Source organism: Aquabacterium sp. (genome assembly GCF_041915145.1).
Classification (GTDB): domain Bacteria; phylum Pseudomonadota; class Gammaproteobacteria; order Burkholderiales; family Burkholderiaceae_C; genus Aquabacterium.
The window spans coordinates 1-15,517 of the sequence record NZ_JAYSBZ010000045.1 but is presented as its reverse complement, the minus strand read 5'-3'; the positions used below and the strand labels follow the sequence as shown (position 1 = coordinate 15,517).

Sequence of the window (15,517 nt, the reverse complement as noted above, 5' to 3'; positions counted from 1 at the left end):
CATGTTGAAACAACGTGTGATCACGGCACTGGTGCTGCTGGCGGTATTGCTGCCCGCGCTGGCCGCGTCGACTGCATGGCCATTTGCCGTATTGACCCTGGTCTTCATCGGGGCCGGAGGTTGGGAGTGGGCTCGATTGAACGGCCTCACCGGCGCGGGGGCGCTGGCGCTAGGCGGGCTGGTTGCCGCAGGTGGCGCTTGGGCATTGGTGTCAGGGTGGGCTTGGCAATTGGATGGCGTAGGCAGCTTGTGGCTGTTCGCTGTGCTGACCTGGGTGCTGGGTGGCGCCTTGGTTTTGCGCGGCGGCGGGGCGTTGTGGGCCCGGTGGCCGCAGTCGTTGCGCTGGGTGATCGGGGTGGTCGTGCTTTGGCTGGCCTGGGGCGCCATGGCTGTGGCCAAGCAGCGTGGCCTGAACTTTCTGCTCTCGGTGTTTTGTCTGGTGTGGGCGGCAGATGTGGCGGCCTATTTCGGCGGGCGTGCATTTGGCAAGCGCAAGCTGGCTCCTGCCATCAGCCCGGGCAAGAGCTGGGAAGGGGTCTGGACTGGGCAGATCGGCACCTTGCTGCTGGCCTTTGGCTGGATGGCGGTTGATCGGCATGTGGCACTGGGGTCCGACAGCATCTACACCGTTCTGGAGCGCCAGCTCGGCGTTGTCGGCCTGGTGGCGGGTGTGTTGTTTCTGGCTGCCATGAGCGTGGTGGGCGATCTGTTCGAGTCGCTGATCAAGCGCCAGGCGGGCGCCAAAGACAGCAGCGCCTTGTTGCCCGGGCACGGCGGGGTGTTGGACCGCATTGATGCCTTGCTGCCCGTGTTGCCCATTGCGCTGTATCTGGTGTCGCTGAATCATGGTTGAGCATCTTTCGCGTCCGTCTGCGGTACGCCAGCGCGTGTGCGTGCTGGGCTCCACCGGGTCGATCGGGGCCAATACGCTCGACGTGATCGCGCGGCATCCGCAGCGCTACGAGGTCTTCGCGCTGACGGCCTTCAGTCGGGTGGATGCGCTGCTGCTTCAATGCCTCACCTTCAAGCCGCGTTATGCCGTGTTGCCAACCGAGGCGCAGGCGATCACGTTAAGGGCTGCGCTCCGAGAAAACGGCGTGCCAACCGAAGTGCTGACCGGGGCAACCGCGCTGTGCGACGTGGCAGCACACACCGACGTCGATGCCGTGATGGCCGCGATCGTCGGGGCGGCCGGCTTGTCGCCGTGCCTCGCTGCGGCGCGTGCAGGCAAGCGGCTGCTGTTGGCCAACAAAGAGGCCTTGGTGGTGGGCGGCGCGTTTTTCATGCAGGCCGTGGCCGAGGGCGGAGCGCAACTGCTGCCCATCGACAGCGAACACTCGGCCATCTTCCAGTGTCTGCCTGAAGATCGCTCGACCTGGTCGCAGCGCATCGACCACATCGTGCTCACGGCCTCCGGCGGACCGTTCCGGACGCGTGACCCCGCCACGTTGCGCGATGTCACGCCTGATCAGGCCTGCGCGCACCCCAATTGGGTCATGGGCCGCAAGATTTCGGTCGACTCGGCCACGATGATGAACAAGGCGCTCGAAGTGATCGAGGCGCGCTGGCTGTTCGACCTCACGCCGGATCGCATTCGCGTCGTCATCCACCCGCAAAGCATCCTGCATTCGATGGTGGTGTGCCGCGACAACTCCGTGCTCGGCCAGATGGGCACGCCGGACATGCGAGTGCCGATCGCGTATGGGCTGGCTTGGCCGGATCGCATCGAGTCGGGGGCGTCGGCACTCGATTTCACCCAGCTGTCGGCCTTGACCTTCGAGCCCGCCGATGCCGCGCGCTACCCCGGGCTGCAGCTGGCCTGGCAGACGCTCAACGGCCCGGCCGGGAGCACGGCGGTGCTCAACGCGGCCAACGAGGTCGCCGTGGCTGAATTTCTGCGCGGCGCACTGCGCTTCGATCAGATCCATGCGGTCAACGAGTGGGCGCTTGAGCGCACCGTGATCGATGCGGGCGCGGTGCACAGCCTTGAAGGTTTGCTGGGTCTCGATGAGTTGGCTCGCCGTGTAGCCGCCGACGTGGCCAAGGAGCTGGCATGCTGACTTCGTTCTGGGCGTTCTTGCTCACCCTCGCCATCCTGATCGTGGTGCACGAGTGGGGGCACTATCGGGCGGCCGTGAGCTGCGGCGTCAAGGTCTTGCGGTTTTCGGTCGGATTTGGCCCGGTTCTGTGGCGCAAACAAGGTGTTGAAACCGAGTTTGTGGTTTCGGCTTTCCCGCTTGGCGGGTACGTTCGGATGCTCGACGAGCGCGAGGGGCCTGTCGACCCCAGCGAGCAGCATCGGGCGTTCAACCGCAAGCCGTTGTGGCAGCGCTCATGGGTCGTGCTTGCCGGCCCCTTGTCCAACCTCGTGCTGGCCTTGCTGTTGTATGCGTCCACTTTCTGGATGGGCGTCGACGTCGCCAAGCCGATCTTGGGTACACCGGTCATGAGCTCACCCGCCGCCCGCTCCGGGCTGGCGGCCGGCGACGCAGTACATGCCATTCGGGTCGGCGACAAGGACTGGGAACCCATCGAGTCTCTGGACGACATCAACTGGTACGTCTCGACGGCCGTGCTCAACAACCAGTCCGTGCAGTTCGATGTGTCCGACCAGCGCGGCGGCCACCGGCATGAAGTGTCACTCGACCTGCACGAGTTGTTTGGCACACCGGTGGATCGCGAGTTGATGCGGCGCGTCGGGCTCGACGAGCCTTATCGCGATCCGGTGCTGGGGCCCGTCAAGGCCGATGGACCGGCGTTCAAGGCGGGGCTGCGCGAGGGCGACCGTGTTCTGGCGGTGAACGATCAGCTCGTACGTGACGCATCCGGTCTGCGGCAGACCATCCGGGCCTCGCTGGCGCAAGGGCGACCGCTGGATATGCGCTGGCGTGTCGAGCGTCGAGGCGAAACCATCGAGGTCACCGTGCATCCGGTGATCGAGATGGACGGCGACAAGAACGTCGCCAAGGTGCAAGCCGTGATCGGTGGGCCGCTCGACATGATCGTGGTGCGTTATGGCCCCATCGAGGGCTTGCGCCGGGGGCTGGCGCGCACCAGCGAAATCGCCATGCTGAACGTCAAGATGCTGGCCCAGCTGGTGATCGGCAAGTCATCGATCAAGAACCTCGGCGGCACGTTCTCGATTGCCGACATGGCCGGGCAGGCGGCGCAGCTGGGTTTCGTCGTGTTCGTCAGCTTTGTCGCGTCGATGAGCGCTACCCTCGGAGCCCTGAATCTGCTGCCCATCCCGGCGTTGGATGGGGGGCACCTCATGTATCATCTTTTCGAGTGGGTGACTGGGCGACCGATACCGGATGTGTGGCTTGAGCGGCTGCAGCGGGGCGGGTTGGCGATTCTGCTGCTCTTGATGTCACTCGCACACTACAACGACGTGGTCCGCTACTGGTTCCACCCATAACGATGCTCAAACCAACGCGATTCAAACCAGTCCTCATCGCCGCAGCCATCGCGGCGTTTTTTCATCAACAGCCGACCCTGGCTGTTGAGCCCTTTGTGCTGAAGGACATCCGGGTCGAAGGCTTGCAGCGCGCTGATGCCGGCACCGTGTTCGCATCGTTGCCGTTCCGCGTGGGTGACACCTACACGGACGAAAAGGGCTCGGCCGGTTTGCGGTCCTTGTTCAGCACGGGTTTGTTCAAGGACGTTCACATCGAAATCGATGGCAACGTCCTGGTTGTGGTCGTCGAAGAACGGCCGGTGATCTCGAACGTCGAGTTCGTCGGCTCCAAGGAGTTCGACAAGGATGTTCTGGTCAAGGCACTGAAAGACATCGGCATCGGCGAGGGCCTGCCGTTCGACCGCGCCTTGGCGGATCGCGCCGAGCAGGAGTTGAAGCGCCAATACCTGACGCGCAGCCTCTACGGCGCCGAGGTGGTCACGACCATCACGCCGATCGAGCGCAATCGCGTCAACGTGACCTTCACGGTGCGCGAAGGCGATGTCGCCAAGATCAAGGAGATCCACGTCGTCGGCAACCACGCGTTTGACGAGAGCACTTTGCTGTCGCAGCTTGACCTGACCACCGGTGGGTGGCTGACTTGGTACACCAAGTCGGATCGCTACTCGCGTGCCAAGCTCAATGCCGACCAGGAAACGCTGCGTTCTTACTACCTGAATCGCGGCTATCTCGAATTCAACATTCTCTCGACCCAGGTTGCGATTTCGCCCGACAAGCAGAACATCTCGATCACCGTCAACATTGATGAAGGGCAGCGCTACATCGTGACCGGGGTACGCCTGGAGGGCGACTACCTCGGCAAGGACGATGTGTTCAAGGCGCTGGTCACGATGCAGCCAGGCGAGCCCTACCGTGCCGAAGACGTGGCCGCAACCACTCGCGCCATGGCTGACCGGTTTGGTGCCTTCGGCTATGCATTTGCCAAGGTCGATTTCCGGCCTGAGATCGACCGTGTCACCGGCCAGGTGGTGGGCGTGTTCACTGCCGCGCCGCAGAAGCGGGTCTACATCCGCCGCGTCAACGTGGCCGGTAACAGCCGCACCCGCGACGAAGTGGTGCGCCGCGAATTCCGCCAGTTCGAGTCGTCCTGGTATGACAGCCAGAAGATCAAGCTGTCTCGTGAGCGCGTCGATCGCCTGGGCTATTTCAAGCAAGTCAACGTTGACACCACCGAAGTGCCAGGCACGCAGGATCAAGTCGATTTGACGGTGAACGTCGAAGAACGTCCTACCGGAAATTTGATGTTGGGTGCTGGTTTCTCGAGCGCCGAAAAGCTCACGTTGAGCGCCTCGATCAAGCAAGACAACATTTTCGGTTCAGGCAACTACCTTGGTGTCGAGTTGAACACCAGCAAATACAACCGCACGGTGGTGTTGAGCTCGGTGAATCCGTATTTCACGGACGATGGCATTTCGCGGGCCTTTGATGTGTACTACCGCACCTCGAAACCGCTGAGCACGCAAGGTGGTGACTACGAGCTCATCACCCCAGGCGCTGCGCTGCGCTTTGGCGTGCCCGTCACCGAATACGACACCGTCTTCCTCGGGGGGGGGGTCGAAAGCACCGAGATCCGTGGTTCGACGGGTCTGCCGAATTCGTATCTGCTCTATCGCGAGCAATTTGGTGACGTCAGCCATTCCGTGCCGCTGACATTGGGCTGGCAACGCGACGCGCGGGATAGTGCCATCGCGCCCAACAATGGTCGATATCAGCGGCTCAACATGGAATGGGGCGCGGCGGGCAATACACGGTACCTGCGCAGCAATTATCAGTACCAGCAATACTGGCCGATCACCCATCGCGTCACGTTTGGCTTCAACGGCGAACTGGGCTGGGGCGTGGGCCTTGAAGGACGAACTTACCCTGTGTTCAAGAATTTCTATGGAGGCGGCCTGGGTTCGGTGCGAGGCTTTGCACAAGGTACCTTGGGGCCTCTGGACGTGACAGGCGCTTATGTTGGCGGCAACCGCCGGCTCAACCTGAATGGCGAACTCTATGTGCCGTTCCCCGGGGTCGGCAATGATCGCAGTTTGCGGCTGTTCGGTTACGTTGACGCAGGTAACGTTTGGGGCGTTGGCGAGAAATGGGATATCGGCAACTCGCTGCGATCATCGGTGGGGGTCGGGCTGAGCTGGATCTCGCCTGTCGGCCCATTGAAACTGAGTTTCGGCTCACCTTATCGGCGCAAGCCAGAAGATAAAATCGAGCGTTTCCAATTCCAGATCGGCTCCGCGTTCTAACCATGAGAACTTCTTTGTTGTCTTTGCTCGCGGGTTGTCTTTTTGCCATCTCGGCAAGCGCGAGCGCGCAGGATTTCAAGATCGGCTACGTCAACAGCGAGCGACTGCTGCGCGATTCGGTGCCGGCCAAGGCCGCACTCGACAAGCTGCAAGCTGAGTTCAGCAAGCGCGAGAAAGATCTGAACGAGATGGCTGCCCGCATCAAGGCCACATCCGACAAGCTTGATAAAGAATCGCCCACGCTGTCCGAGAGCGATCGTGGCCGCCGGCAGCGCGATCTGGTCGAGCAAGATCGCGAATTCCAGCGCAAGCGCCGCGAGTTGCAGGAAGACTTCAACCAGCGCAAATACGAAGAGCAGACTGCGTTGTTCGAGCGGGCCAACAAGGTCATCAAGCAGATCTTCGAAAAAGAGAAATACGACCTCATCGTTCAAGAGGCTGTTTTTGCCAGCCCGCGCATCGACATCACCGACAAGGTGATCGGGGCGCTGAATGCCCAGCCCGCTGGCAAGTGACGTGGTGCGCCGGCCGTGTCTGAACTTGTTTTGGGTGACATCGTCACCGCTTTGGGTGGTGAACTCATCGGCTCTCCTGAGCTGACCATTGCCCACATCAGCCCGCTGCCAGAAGCCACGCCCGACAGCATCACGTTTTTGTCCAGCGCACGCATGCGCAGCCAGTTGGCGGCTTGCGAGGCAGCTTGCGTGATCACCAGCCCCGCGCTGCGGGAAGACGCTGTGGCCCGCGGTGCCGCGATCATCACGCCGGACCCCTACCTCTACTTCGCACGCCTCACTCAATGGTGGGCTGCTCGTATGCGCCCCTCTGTGGCGCCTGGCATCCATCCAACCGCGGTCATCGATGCTTCGGCGATCATCGGCTCCGGCGTGTTTGTCGGGCCTGGAGTGGTCATTGAGCCAGGAGCATTCATTGGCGATGGCGCGAGCATCGGAGCCCAGTGCTATATCGGTCGCGACGCGCGCATTGGTTCTCAGACCCGTCTGGCGCCGCGTGTGTCCGTGATGTTCGACTGCTCGCTGGGTGAGCGCTGCATCGTCCACAGCGGCGTGGTCATCGGTGCCGATGGCTTTGGCTTCGCGCCGACCGCTGGGCAGTGGGAAAAGATCGAGCAGCTCGGTGCCGTGCGCATCGGTGACGACGTCGAGATCGGCGCCAATACCTGCATTGATCGCGGCGCCTTGGGTGACACGGTGCTCGAAAACGGCGTCAAGCTCGACAACCTGATCCAGATCGGCCATAACGTGCGTATCGGTGCCCACACCGCGATGGCGGGCAACGTCGGCGTTGCGGGCAGCGCCATCATCGGCTCGCGCTGCCAAATTGGCGGCGCGGCCAACATTTTGGGGCACCTGACCCTGGCTGACGACGTGCACGTGTCGGTCGCGACGGTGGTCACGCGCTCGATATTGAAACCGGGGCTCTACAGCGGCAGCTTCCCATGCGACGACAACGCCAGTTGGGAAAAGAACGCTGCCACCTTGCGCCAACTGCATACCCTGCGCGAACGCATTCGCGCTCTTGAAAAGCAAAGCAAATCATGATGGACATTCACCAGATCCTGAAGAAACTCCCGCATCGCTACCCGTTCTTGCTGGTGGACCGCGTGGTCGAGCTCGAAAAGGGCAAGCACATCCGCGCCATCAAGAACGTCACGATCAACGAGCCGTTCTTCCAGGGCCACTTCCCTCATCGTCCGGTGATGCCGGGCGTGCTGATTCTCGAAGCGATGGCCCAGGCCGCAGCGCTGCTGGCGTTCGAAACGCAGGGCATCGTGGCCGACGACACCAATGTTTTCTACTTCACCGGCATTGACGGCGCGCGCTTCAAGCGACCCGTCGAGCCTGGCGATCAACTCATGCTGCACGCCATCTTCGATCGCGTGAAGGTGGGGGTCTACAAGTTCAAGGTGCGCGCCATGGTGGGCGAAGAGCTGGCCGTGGAGGCCGACCTGATGTGCACGATGCGCTCGATCGTTTGACGGGCGGTTGCATGGCTTCAGTCCACCCCACCGCCGTTGTCGACCCGTTGGCCAAGCTGGCCGACTCGGTCGAGATCGGTTCGTACACGGTGATCGGTCCTCACGTCGAGATTGGTGCCGGTACCCGTGTCGGGCCGCATTGCGTGATCGAAGGCCACACCCGGATCGGGCAAGACAACCAGATCTTCCAGTTCTGCTCGCTGGGCGCCGCCCCGCAGGACAAGAAATACGCCGGTGAGCCGACGCAGTTGCTGATCGGTAACCGCAACACCATTCGCGAGTTCTGCACCTTCAATACCGGCACGGTGCAGGACAAGAATTTCACCCGCCTTGGCAACGACAACTGGGTGATGGCGTACGTGCACATCGCCCATGACTGCGTGATCGGCGACCACAACGTGATCGCCAATGCCGTGCAGTTGGCCGGTCACGTCGAGATCGGCAACCGCACCCTGATTGGCGGTTTGAGCGGCGTGCACCAATTCGTGCGGATCGGCGATTTCGCCATGGTGGGATTCAGTACGCGCCTGTCGCAAGATCTGCCGCCGTTCGTCATGGCGGCGGGCAACCCGGCGGAGGCACAGAACGCGCACCAGGAGGGGCCTCGTCGTCAGGGCTTCTCGCCGGCTCGGCTGGCCGTGCTCAAGCAGATGTACCGCATCATCTATCGCAAGGGTTTGACCCTTGATGGAGCACGCGCCGAACTGGACGCCTTGCGCGGCCAGGAGCCCGAATCGGTGGCCGACATCGACATGATGCTGAGCTTTCTGGCGGGTGCCGCGCGCGGCATCGTCCGCTGAGGGCGGGCATGGCAGGGCAGGCGCCGCGACTGGGCTGGGTGGCCGGAGAAGCCTCGGGCGACCTGCTGGCAGGCTTGGTTTTGAGCGGGCTGCGCGAACGGTGGCCGGGTTTGAGCAACTTCGGCATCGGCGGGCCGCGCATGCTCGCGCAAGGTTTCGATTCCTGGTGGCCGCAGGACAAGTTGGCGGTGCACGGCTATGCCGAGGCGTTGCGGCACTACCGCGAGTTGTCCGGCATCCGCCGCGAGCTGGGCACACGTCTGCTGGCCGAGCGCCCCGACGCTTTCATTGGCGTGGACGCCCCCGACTTCAACCTGGGTCTGGAAGCGCGCCTCAAGCAGGGGGGCATCAAGACGATCCACTTCGTGAGCCCCTCGGTCTGGGCTTGGCGCGGCGGCCGGGTGGCCAAGATCGGGCAGGCGGTGGATCGCATGCTTTGCCTGTTCCCGTTCGAGCCCGAGATCTACCAAGCGCAGGGCATTCAGGCGAGTTACGTCGGGCACCCCTTGGCGGACTCGATTCCGCTGGAGCCGCCGCGTGGGGCCAGTCGTGCCGCATTGGGCTTGTCCGAGCGCGATCAGGTGGTGGCCTTGCTGCCCGGCAGTCGCAGCGGCGAGATCAAGCACATCACGCCGGTGTTTGCACAAGCGGCGCAGCTGATTCATCGCGCTCGGCCGCAATTGAAATTTGTGCTCCCGGTGGCGCCGGGGCGACGCGCGGCCGTCGAGGCCGCGATGGCGACACATGCGCCGGGGGTGCCGGTCCAGTTGGTTGACGGCCGCTCGCACGAGGTGCTGGCGGCGTGCGACGTCACGCTCATCGCGAGCGGAACGGCCACGCTGGAAGCCGCGCTGTTCAAGCGCCCGATGGTGATCGCGTACCGCATGAGCGGGTTGAGCTGGCAGATCATGAAGCGCATGCGCTACCAACCTTGGGTAGGGCTGCCGAACATTCTGGAGCGCGATTTCGTCGTACCCGAACTGCTGCAGGACGCCGCCAGCCCCGAGAACCTGGCTCGCGAGACGCTGGCCTGGCTTGACGACGCGCCGCGCGTCGAGCGACTGCAGGCGCGCTTCACGGCGCTTCATCACCAGTTGCGGTGCGACACCGTGCACCGGGTAGCCGATGCGATCGCGCAAACCATTGGTCGCTGAGCAGATGCCGCTCGACTGGGACGCTGATTTCGTCGGGCTGGTGGCTGGGGTTGACGAGGCGGGTCGCGGCCCGCTGGCGGGCCCGGTCGTGGCCGCAGCGGTGATCCTGGACGACACGCAGCCCATCGTGGGGTTGGGTGACTCTAAGAAGCTCAGCGAGCGGGTGCGTGAGCGCCTGTTCGACGAAATCCGCGCCAAGGCCTTGTGCTCGGTGATCGCCGAGGCGAGCGTGGACGAAATCGAAGAGCTCAACATCCTGGGCGCCACCATGCTGGCCATGCGTCGTGCCGTCGAAGGTTTGCGGCTGAAGCCGGGCAAGGTCCTGGTGGACGGCAACCGTTTGCCGCCACTGAAGGTGCCGGCCGAGGCCATCGTCAAAGGTGACGCCAAGGTCGCGGCCATCTCGGCAGCGTCCATCCTGGCCAAGGTGCATCGCGACCGCTTGTGCCTCGATTTGCACGCGCACTATCCGCAATATGGCTTCGCCACGCACAAGGGCTATCCGACGGCCGATCATCTGGCGGCCCTGCAGCAGCACGGCGCCTGCCCGGCGCACCGCCGCAGTTTCGGGCCGGTGCGCTTGGTGATCCAGTCCCGCAGCAGTCAAGGTTGAACAATATGCCGAGTGCCGCCCCGGTTGCCATCACCTCGCGCGACAACGCCTTGCTGGTCAAAGTGCGCAAGCTGGCGCAAGACGCCACCGCGTATCGCAAGCTGGGCGAGTTCTGGCTGGAGGGCGACAACCTGTGCTCGGCTTGTCTGGCTCGCGGCGTGCAGCCCCAGCACTGCGTGATCACCGAAGAGGCCTGGAGCCAGCCGGCCTGGCGGGCACTGGCCGAGCGGGCGGCTCGGGTCGCGGTGGTGCCGGCCAGCTTGTTCAAGAGCATCAGCGGTCTGGAGTCTCCCGCGCAGATCGGCTTTCTGGTGAGCTGGGCTGCCAGCTCGGCGGTCGAGCCCGGCGTGCGTACCGTGGTGCTCGATCGCCTGCAAGACGCGGGCAACGTCGGCACCATCTTGCGCAGTGCGTCGGCGCTGGGCGTGCGACAGGTCGTGGCGCTGAAAGGCACGGCCGCCTTGTGGTCCCCCAAGGTGCTGCGCGCCGCAATGGGCGCGCACTTCGGCCTGCATCTCGTGGAGTCGGTTGATGCCGTTGTGCTCGATCAATTGCACGTGCCGCTGTTGGCCACCAGCTCGCACGTGTCTGAAGCAGTGATGGATGTGACGTTACCCGACCCCTGCGCCTGGGTGCTGGGCCACGAAGGGCAGGGCGTGGACGCGGCCATCCTCGATCGTTGCGACCGTCTGCTCACCATTCCTCAGCCGGGTGGCGAAGAGTCGTTGAACGTGGCGGCGGCCGCGTCGATCTGCTTGTACGAGTCGATGCGCCAGCGCCAGGCGCGGTGAGCAGGGGCTGGGCGGGGTAGTTAATGCCGAGCAGGCTTTGACGTTATCGGTGCACTGCTACCCTTGCGCCTTTGCATTTTGATCGTCTAGCCTTGTTCCCATGCTGATCGTTCTGTCGCCCGCTAAGAGTCTCGATTACGACACCCCCGCTACCGTGGCGGATCACACCTTGCCCCAGTTCATCAGCCAGTCGGCGGAACTGATCGAGGTGCTCAAGCCCAAGACTCCCGCGCAGATCGCCGAGTTGATGGATCTGAGCGATGCGCTGGCGACGTTGAACGTCGCCCGTTACGGCGCCTGGAGCAAGAAGTTCACGGCGCGCAACAGCAAGCAGGCCGTGCTGGCCTTCAATGGCGACGTCTACGAGGGGCTCGATGCCAAGACACTGTCGCCTGCTGACTTGGCCTGGGCGCAAGACCACGTGGCGATTCTGAGCGGTCTGTATGGCATCTTGCGGCCGCTCGACTGGATGCAGCCTTATCGGCTGGAGATGGGCACCAAGCTGGTCAACCCGAGGGGCAAGGACCTGTACGCCTTCTGGGGCGATGCCCTGGCGCACCACATCAACGAGCGGCTGGCGGATGACCCGCATCCGGTTCTGCTCAATCTGGCCTCTCAGGAATATTTCAAGGCAGTCCGGTGCAAGACGTTGGCGGTGCCGGTGGTGGAGTGCGTGTTTGAGGACTGGAAGGGCGGCGCCTGGAAGGTCATCAGCTTTCATGCCAAGCGGGCGAGGGGACTGATGGCGCGATACGTCGTGCAGCACCGCATCAAGTCGGTGAAGGATCTGCAGCGCTTCGACAGCGAGGGCTATGGCTTTGACGCTGCCGCGTCGACGCCGGAACGCCTGGTGTTTCGACGCAAGATCGAGTGAAGCCTTGATCCGATGCGCTGAAACGGTGCAGGCCGGCTTGGTTGGCGGGGGGCTGAACGTCGGCGCCGATGAGGAGCAAAATTTTTTTGAGTTTGTGTCAACCAGCGGTAAACGGCTGTCGTTAAGGCTGCTGAGCACATGCTCAGTTCAACTCGAGTTACCTGAACAAGGAGTCACAAATGAAAAAACTGCTGGCCGCTGTTGTCGCAACCGCTTTCGCTGCTACCGCTTTCGCTCAAGCTTCGGCTCCCGCCGCTGCTCCGGCTGCTGCCTCGGCTCCCGCCAAGGCCAAGAAGCATGCTGCCAAGCACCACAAGGCCAAGAAGGCCGCTGCTGCTTCGGCTGCTGCCTCGAACTAATCGAGCATCTTGTTCCGCCCGGTTTTCGGGCGGGGCAAACAAAAAACCCGGCCTTGGCCGGGTTTTTTGTTGGGGAGCGGCCTCGATCTAGCTGTGGCCGCGCCCACGATTGCGATTCGGCGCGCCGCCGTGCCCGCCTTGCGGGCCAGCCGAGCGGGGGGCGCGATTGCCGCTGCCTTGCAGCCGTGAGTTCGAGGTTCCCCCGCGTCCGGCATTCTGCGGCGGCCGACCATGATTGCCACCGGGTCCGCGGTCGTTGCCCTGGGGCTTGCCTTGTCCCCCAAACAGAACGCGCCGGCCCAGTTGGATCGGTTCGGGGCGCGCATTCGGGTCAGGCTCGAAACCTGATACCACCTCCCGCGGAATGCTGCGCTTGATGAGTTTTTCGATGCCGCTCAAGAAGCCTTCCTCGTCCACGCAGACCAGCGAGATGGCTTCGCCCTCGGCGCCCGCTCGCCCGGTGCGGCCGATCCGGTGCACGTAGTCTTCAGGGACGTTGGGCAACTCGTAGTTGATGACGTGGGGCAACTGGTCGATGTCGATGCCCCGGGCGGCGATGTCGGTGGCGACCAGCACCTGCAACTCACCGCTCTTGAAATCCGACAAGGCTCGCGTGCGGGCGCTCTGGCTCTTGTTGCCGTGGATGGCCATCGCCGTCACGTCGTTCTTGTTCAGGAACTCGGCCAGGCGATTGGCGCCATGCTTCATGCGCGTGAACACCAGCACCTGGAACCAGTTGTTCTGCTGGATCAGGTGCAGGAGCAGGTCCTTCTTGCGATCGCGGTCAACGGGGTGCACCTTTTGCTGCACGGTTTCGGCGGTCGCGTTGCGGCGGGCAACCTCGATCACGCGGGGCTGGTTCAGCAGTCGCTCGGCCAGCGCCTTGATCTCGTCGGAGAAAGTGGCAGAAAACAGCAAGCTCTGCTTCTTGGATGGCAGGACGGCCAGCACGCGACGGATATCGTGGATGAAGCCCATGTCGAGCATGCGATCGGCCTCGTCGAGGACGAAATGCTGCACTTGGCTCAGATCCAGCGTGCCTTGCTGGTGGTGGTCGAGCAATCGACCGGGGGTGGCGACGAGGATGTCCACGCCGCGGCGCAGCGTCTCAATTTGAGCGCCCATGCCGACTCCGCCGAACATCACCATCGAGCGCAGCGGGAGATATTTGCCGTAGACGCGCACGCTTTCTTCGACCTGCGCGGCGAGCTCTCGCGTCGGGGTGAGGATCAGTGCGCGAATGGCCCGACGGCCTTTGGCATCGGTGATGGCGGGTGAGGACGCCAGTTTGTGCAGCAGCGGGAGGGTGAAGCCGGCGGTTTTGCCGGTGCCGGTCTGTGCGCCGGCAAGCAGATCACCGCCATCAAGTACTGCGGGAATGGCTTGTTGCTGGATGGGCGTGGGGCTGGCATAGCCAGCTTCGGCAACGGCCTTCAGCAGGGGCTCGGCGAGTCCCAGTGATTCGAACGACATCTGGAGGGCCCTTGGGCAATGGTTGTGAACTGCTTTTTTGTGACGGTTACTTAGGGCATGTAAACCACCGTTTGAAATTGTAGGGCCCAAGCGTCTCTTGAGCCATGTTTTTTGCAAATCGATGTTGTGAGAAATCCGTGACTCGGGTGCCTCGTAGAATCGTGTCATGAGTTATTTGGTCTTGGCCCGCAAATATCGCCCGCGCAATTTCGAGCAGATGGTCGGGCAGTCGCACGTCGTGCAAGCCCTGGCCAACGCCTTGACGCAGCAACGTTTGCATCACGCGTACCTGTTTACCGGCACGCGCGGCGTGGGCAAAACCACGGTGTCGCGGATCTTGGCCAAGTCCCTCAATTGCACCGGGCCGGACGGGCAGGGCGGCATCACGGCGCAGCCCTGTGGCGTGTGCCAGCCTTGTCGAGACATCGATGCCGGCCGTTTTGTCGATTACGTCGAGCTCGATGCAGCGTCCAATCGCGGCGTTGAAGAGATTTCCCAGCTGCTGGATCAGGCGGTCTACAAGCCGGTGGTGGGGCGCTTCAAGGTCTACATGATCGACGAAGTGCACATGCTCTCGACCACCGCGTTCAACGCGATGCTCAAGACGCTCGAAGAACCTCCCGAGTATTTGAAGTTCGTGCTGGCCACGACCGACCCGCAGAAGGTGCCGGTGACGGTGCTGTCTCGCTGCTTGCAGTTCAATTTGCGGCCAATGGCTGCGCAGACGGTGCTGGAGCATCTGCAGACGATTGCGCAAACCGAGCACATCGAAGCCGACCCCGCCGCGCTGCGCCTGATTGCGCGTGCGGCCAGGGGCTCGATGCGCGACGCCTTGTCGCTGACCGATCAGGCGATCGCCTTTGCCGGTGGGCAGCTCGACGAAGCCGGTGTGCGGCAGATGCTGGGCTCGGTCGATCGCAGTCATGTGGTGCGCCTGATCGAAACGATCGCCGCAGGCGACGGCGCGGGGTTGGTGCAGGCGGTCGAAACCTTGCGCACGCTGGGTCTGTCTGCGGCCGGCGCGCTGGAAGATCTCGCCGAGTTGGTGCAGCGCATGGCGGTGGTTCATGCCGTGGGCGCCGGTGCGGTGGACGTGAACGACCCGGACGCCACCTTGGCTGCGCGCCTGGCCAGCCTAATGGCCGCCGACGAATTGCAGCTGCTCTACAGCATTGCCCTGCATGGCCGGGCCGAGTTGTCGTTGGCGCCTGACGAATATGGTGGCTTGCTGATGGTGTTGCTGCGCATGCTGGCATTCATGCCGGGTGGCAGCCATGCTGCGCCGGGCGAGGGGCGCGCCAAGCTCCCGGCTGCCGTCGAGCATGCGGCCGAATCGGCTCCGCAAGTGGCCGAGGTGGCCCCGGCACGAGCGCTGCAGCGACCGCAGGCTGCACAAATTCAGGTTCATGCGCCCCAGCGTCCTGCCGCACCGGTTGTGTCGACGCCTCCGCGTCTGGCAGCCGACAGCGCGGTGCGCGAAGCGCCGCCTGATGACGTCGGCGAGATCCCTCCCTGGGTGGACGCGCCGGATGGCGAGCCCGATGAGGTCGCGCCGAGCGCGATGGTCGGCCGCGAGATGCCGAGCCCCGAGCCGGCGGCGCCGCGCGCCGAGGTGCCCCGGTTCGACGACCCGCTGGGGCTGCGTTGGGCGGAGCTGGTCGCCCAGATGTCGGCTGCTGGCGCCATCACGGCTTTGGTGCGCGAGTTGGCCTGTCAGTCGCAATGCATGTCGGTGA

General features: G+C 63.5%; 15 protein-coding genes. 14 read left to right on the top strand and 1 reads right to left on the bottom strand.

Translation table 11 applies throughout. The features are described 5' to 3' along the window. The first annotated feature begins 1 nt into the window (after nt 1). The 13 genes from ACE3SS_RS09730 (at nt 2) to ACE3SS_RS09670 (ending at nt 12,308) form a co-directional block, all read left to right on the top strand. Nucleotides 2-853 carry a phosphatidate cytidylyltransferase gene (locus ACE3SS_RS09730; RefSeq protein WP_374593365.1) on the top strand — a complete coding sequence of 284 codons (852 nt, stop codon included), beginning with the start codon at nt 2-4 and terminating at the stop codon, nt 851-853. Continuing rightward, nucleotides 846-2,060, top strand: coding sequence for a 1-deoxy-D-xylulose-5-phosphate reductoisomerase (gene ispC / locus ACE3SS_RS09725; protein WP_374593364.1), 1,215 nt, complete (start codon nt 846-848; stop codon nt 2,058-2,060). The genes ACE3SS_RS09730 and ispC overlap by 8 nt, the downstream gene beginning before the upstream one ends. Then, a complete protein-coding gene (gene rseP / locus ACE3SS_RS09720) occupies nt 2,054-3,418 on the top strand; it encodes an RIP metalloprotease RseP (protein WP_374593362.1) in 1,365 nt (454 codons plus the stop codon). The genes ispC and rseP overlap by 7 nt, the downstream gene beginning before the upstream one ends. Before the next feature lie 2 nt (nt 3,419-3,420). Continuing rightward, a complete protein-coding gene (gene bamA, locus ACE3SS_RS09715) occupies nt 3,421-5,718 on the top strand; it encodes an outer membrane protein assembly factor BamA (RefSeq protein WP_374593360.1) in 2,298 nt (765 codons plus the stop codon). Nucleotides 5,719-5,720: 2 nt separating this feature from the next. After that, complete coding sequence (locus ACE3SS_RS09710) at nt 5,721-6,233, top strand: OmpH family outer membrane protein (RefSeq protein ID WP_374593358.1); 513 nt, start codon at nt 5,721-5,723, stop codon at nt 6,231-6,233. A 15-nt stretch (nt 6,234-6,248) separates the two neighbouring features. Next, entirely contained in the window at nt 6,249-7,280 is a 1,032-nt protein-coding gene (gene lpxD, locus ACE3SS_RS09705; protein ID WP_374593356.1) for a UDP-3-O-(3-hydroxymyristoyl)glucosamine N-acyltransferase, read from the top strand. Next, nucleotides 7,277-7,717 carry a 3-hydroxyacyl-ACP dehydratase FabZ gene (fabZ, locus tag ACE3SS_RS09700; protein WP_374593354.1) on the top strand — a complete coding sequence of 147 codons (441 nt, stop codon included), beginning with the start codon at nt 7,277-7,279 and terminating at the stop codon, nt 7,715-7,717. The genes lpxD and fabZ overlap by 4 nt, the downstream gene beginning before the upstream one ends. Nucleotides 7,718-7,728: 11 nt before the next feature. Further along, on the top strand, nt 7,729-8,517 hold the full coding sequence (gene lpxA / locus ACE3SS_RS09695; RefSeq protein WP_374593352.1) for an acyl-ACP--UDP-N-acetylglucosamine O-acyltransferase: 789 nt from the start codon (nt 7,729-7,731) through the stop codon (nt 8,515-8,517). Nucleotides 8,518-8,525: 8 nt separating this feature from the next. Then, the gene (gene lpxB, locus ACE3SS_RS09690; protein ID WP_374593350.1) at nt 8,526-9,671 is read left to right on the top strand and encodes a lipid-A-disaccharide synthase; all 1,146 of its coding nucleotides are present in this window, start codon (nt 8,526-8,528) and stop codon (nt 9,669-9,671) included. Next, the gene (gene rnhB / locus ACE3SS_RS09685; RefSeq protein ID WP_374593348.1) at nt 9,643-10,284 is read left to right on the top strand and encodes a ribonuclease HII; all 642 of its coding nucleotides are present in this window, start codon (nt 9,643-9,645) and stop codon (nt 10,282-10,284) included. The genes lpxB and rnhB overlap by 29 nt, the downstream gene beginning before the upstream one ends. A 5-nt stretch (nt 10,285-10,289) precedes the next feature. Further along, nucleotides 10,290-11,075 carry a TrmH family RNA methyltransferase gene (locus ACE3SS_RS09680; protein WP_374593346.1) on the top strand — a complete coding sequence of 262 codons (786 nt, stop codon included), beginning with the start codon at nt 10,290-10,292 and terminating at the stop codon, nt 11,073-11,075. Nucleotides 11,076-11,175: 100 nt separating this feature from the next. Next, nucleotides 11,176-11,949, top strand: coding sequence for a peroxide stress protein YaaA (gene yaaA, locus ACE3SS_RS09675; protein WP_374593344.1), 774 nt, complete (start codon nt 11,176-11,178; stop codon nt 11,947-11,949). Nucleotides 11,950-12,128: 179 nt separating this feature from the next. Next, nucleotides 12,129-12,308, top strand: a complete 180-nt coding sequence (locus tag ACE3SS_RS09670; protein ID WP_374593342.1) for a hypothetical protein — start codon at nt 12,129-12,131, stop codon at nt 12,306-12,308. A gap of 87 nt (nt 12,309-12,395) precedes the next feature. Here ACE3SS_RS09670 and ACE3SS_RS09665 read toward each other — a convergent pair whose 3' ends face one another. After that, nucleotides 12,396-13,781: a DEAD/DEAH box helicase gene (locus ACE3SS_RS09665; RefSeq protein ID WP_374593340.1), complete on the bottom strand. Its 1,386-nt coding sequence runs from the start codon at nt 13,779-13,781 to the stop codon at nt 12,396-12,398. A 166-nt stretch (nt 13,782-13,947) separates the two neighbouring features. Here ACE3SS_RS09665 and dnaX point away from each other — a divergent pair. After that, nucleotides 13,948-15,517 (top strand): DNA polymerase III subunit gamma/tau (gene dnaX, locus ACE3SS_RS09660; protein WP_374593338.1); only part of this gene is annotated, 1,570 nt, incomplete at its 3' end.

Excerpts from the sequence above, each read along its gene's own strand:
- ACE3SS_RS09730 (WP_374593365.1), top strand. The coding sequence starts at position 2 with ATGTTGAAACAACGTGTGATCACGGCACTGGTGCTGCTGGCGGTATTG.
- ispC (WP_374593364.1), top strand. The coding sequence starts at position 846 with ATGGTTGAGCATCTTTCGCGTCCGTCTGCGGTACGCCAGCGCGTGTGC.
- rseP (WP_374593362.1), top strand. The coding sequence starts at position 2,054 with ATGCTGACTTCGTTCTGGGCGTTCTTGCTCACCCTCGCCATCCTGATC.
- bamA (WP_374593360.1), top strand. The coding sequence starts at position 3,421 with ATGCTCAAACCAACGCGATTCAAACCAGTCCTCATCGCCGCAGCCATC.
- ACE3SS_RS09710 (WP_374593358.1), top strand. The coding sequence starts at position 5,721 with ATGAGAACTTCTTTGTTGTCTTTGCTCGCGGGTTGTCTTTTTGCCATC.
- fabZ (WP_374593354.1), top strand. The coding sequence starts at position 7,277 with ATGATGGACATTCACCAGATCCTGAAGAAACTCCCGCATCGCTACCCG.
- lpxA (WP_374593352.1), top strand. The coding sequence starts at position 7,729 with ATGGCTTCAGTCCACCCCACCGCCGTTGTCGACCCGTTGGCCAAGCTG.
- lpxB (WP_374593350.1), top strand. The coding sequence starts at position 8,526 with ATGGCAGGGCAGGCGCCGCGACTGGGCTGGGTGGCCGGAGAAGCCTCG.
- rnhB (WP_374593348.1), top strand. The coding sequence starts at position 9,643 with ATGCGATCGCGCAAACCATTGGTCGCTGAGCAGATGCCGCTCGACTGG.
- ACE3SS_RS09680 (WP_374593346.1), top strand. The coding sequence starts at position 10,290 with ATGCCGAGTGCCGCCCCGGTTGCCATCACCTCGCGCGACAACGCCTTG.
- yaaA (WP_374593344.1), top strand. The coding sequence starts at position 11,176 with ATGCTGATCGTTCTGTCGCCCGCTAAGAGTCTCGATTACGACACCCCC.
- ACE3SS_RS09670 (WP_374593342.1), top strand. The coding sequence starts at position 12,129 with ATGAAAAAACTGCTGGCCGCTGTTGTCGCAACCGCTTTCGCTGCTACC.
- ACE3SS_RS09665 (WP_374593340.1), bottom strand. The coding sequence starts at position 13,781 with ATGTCGTTCGAATCACTGGGACTCGCCGAGCCCCTGCTGAAGGCCGTT.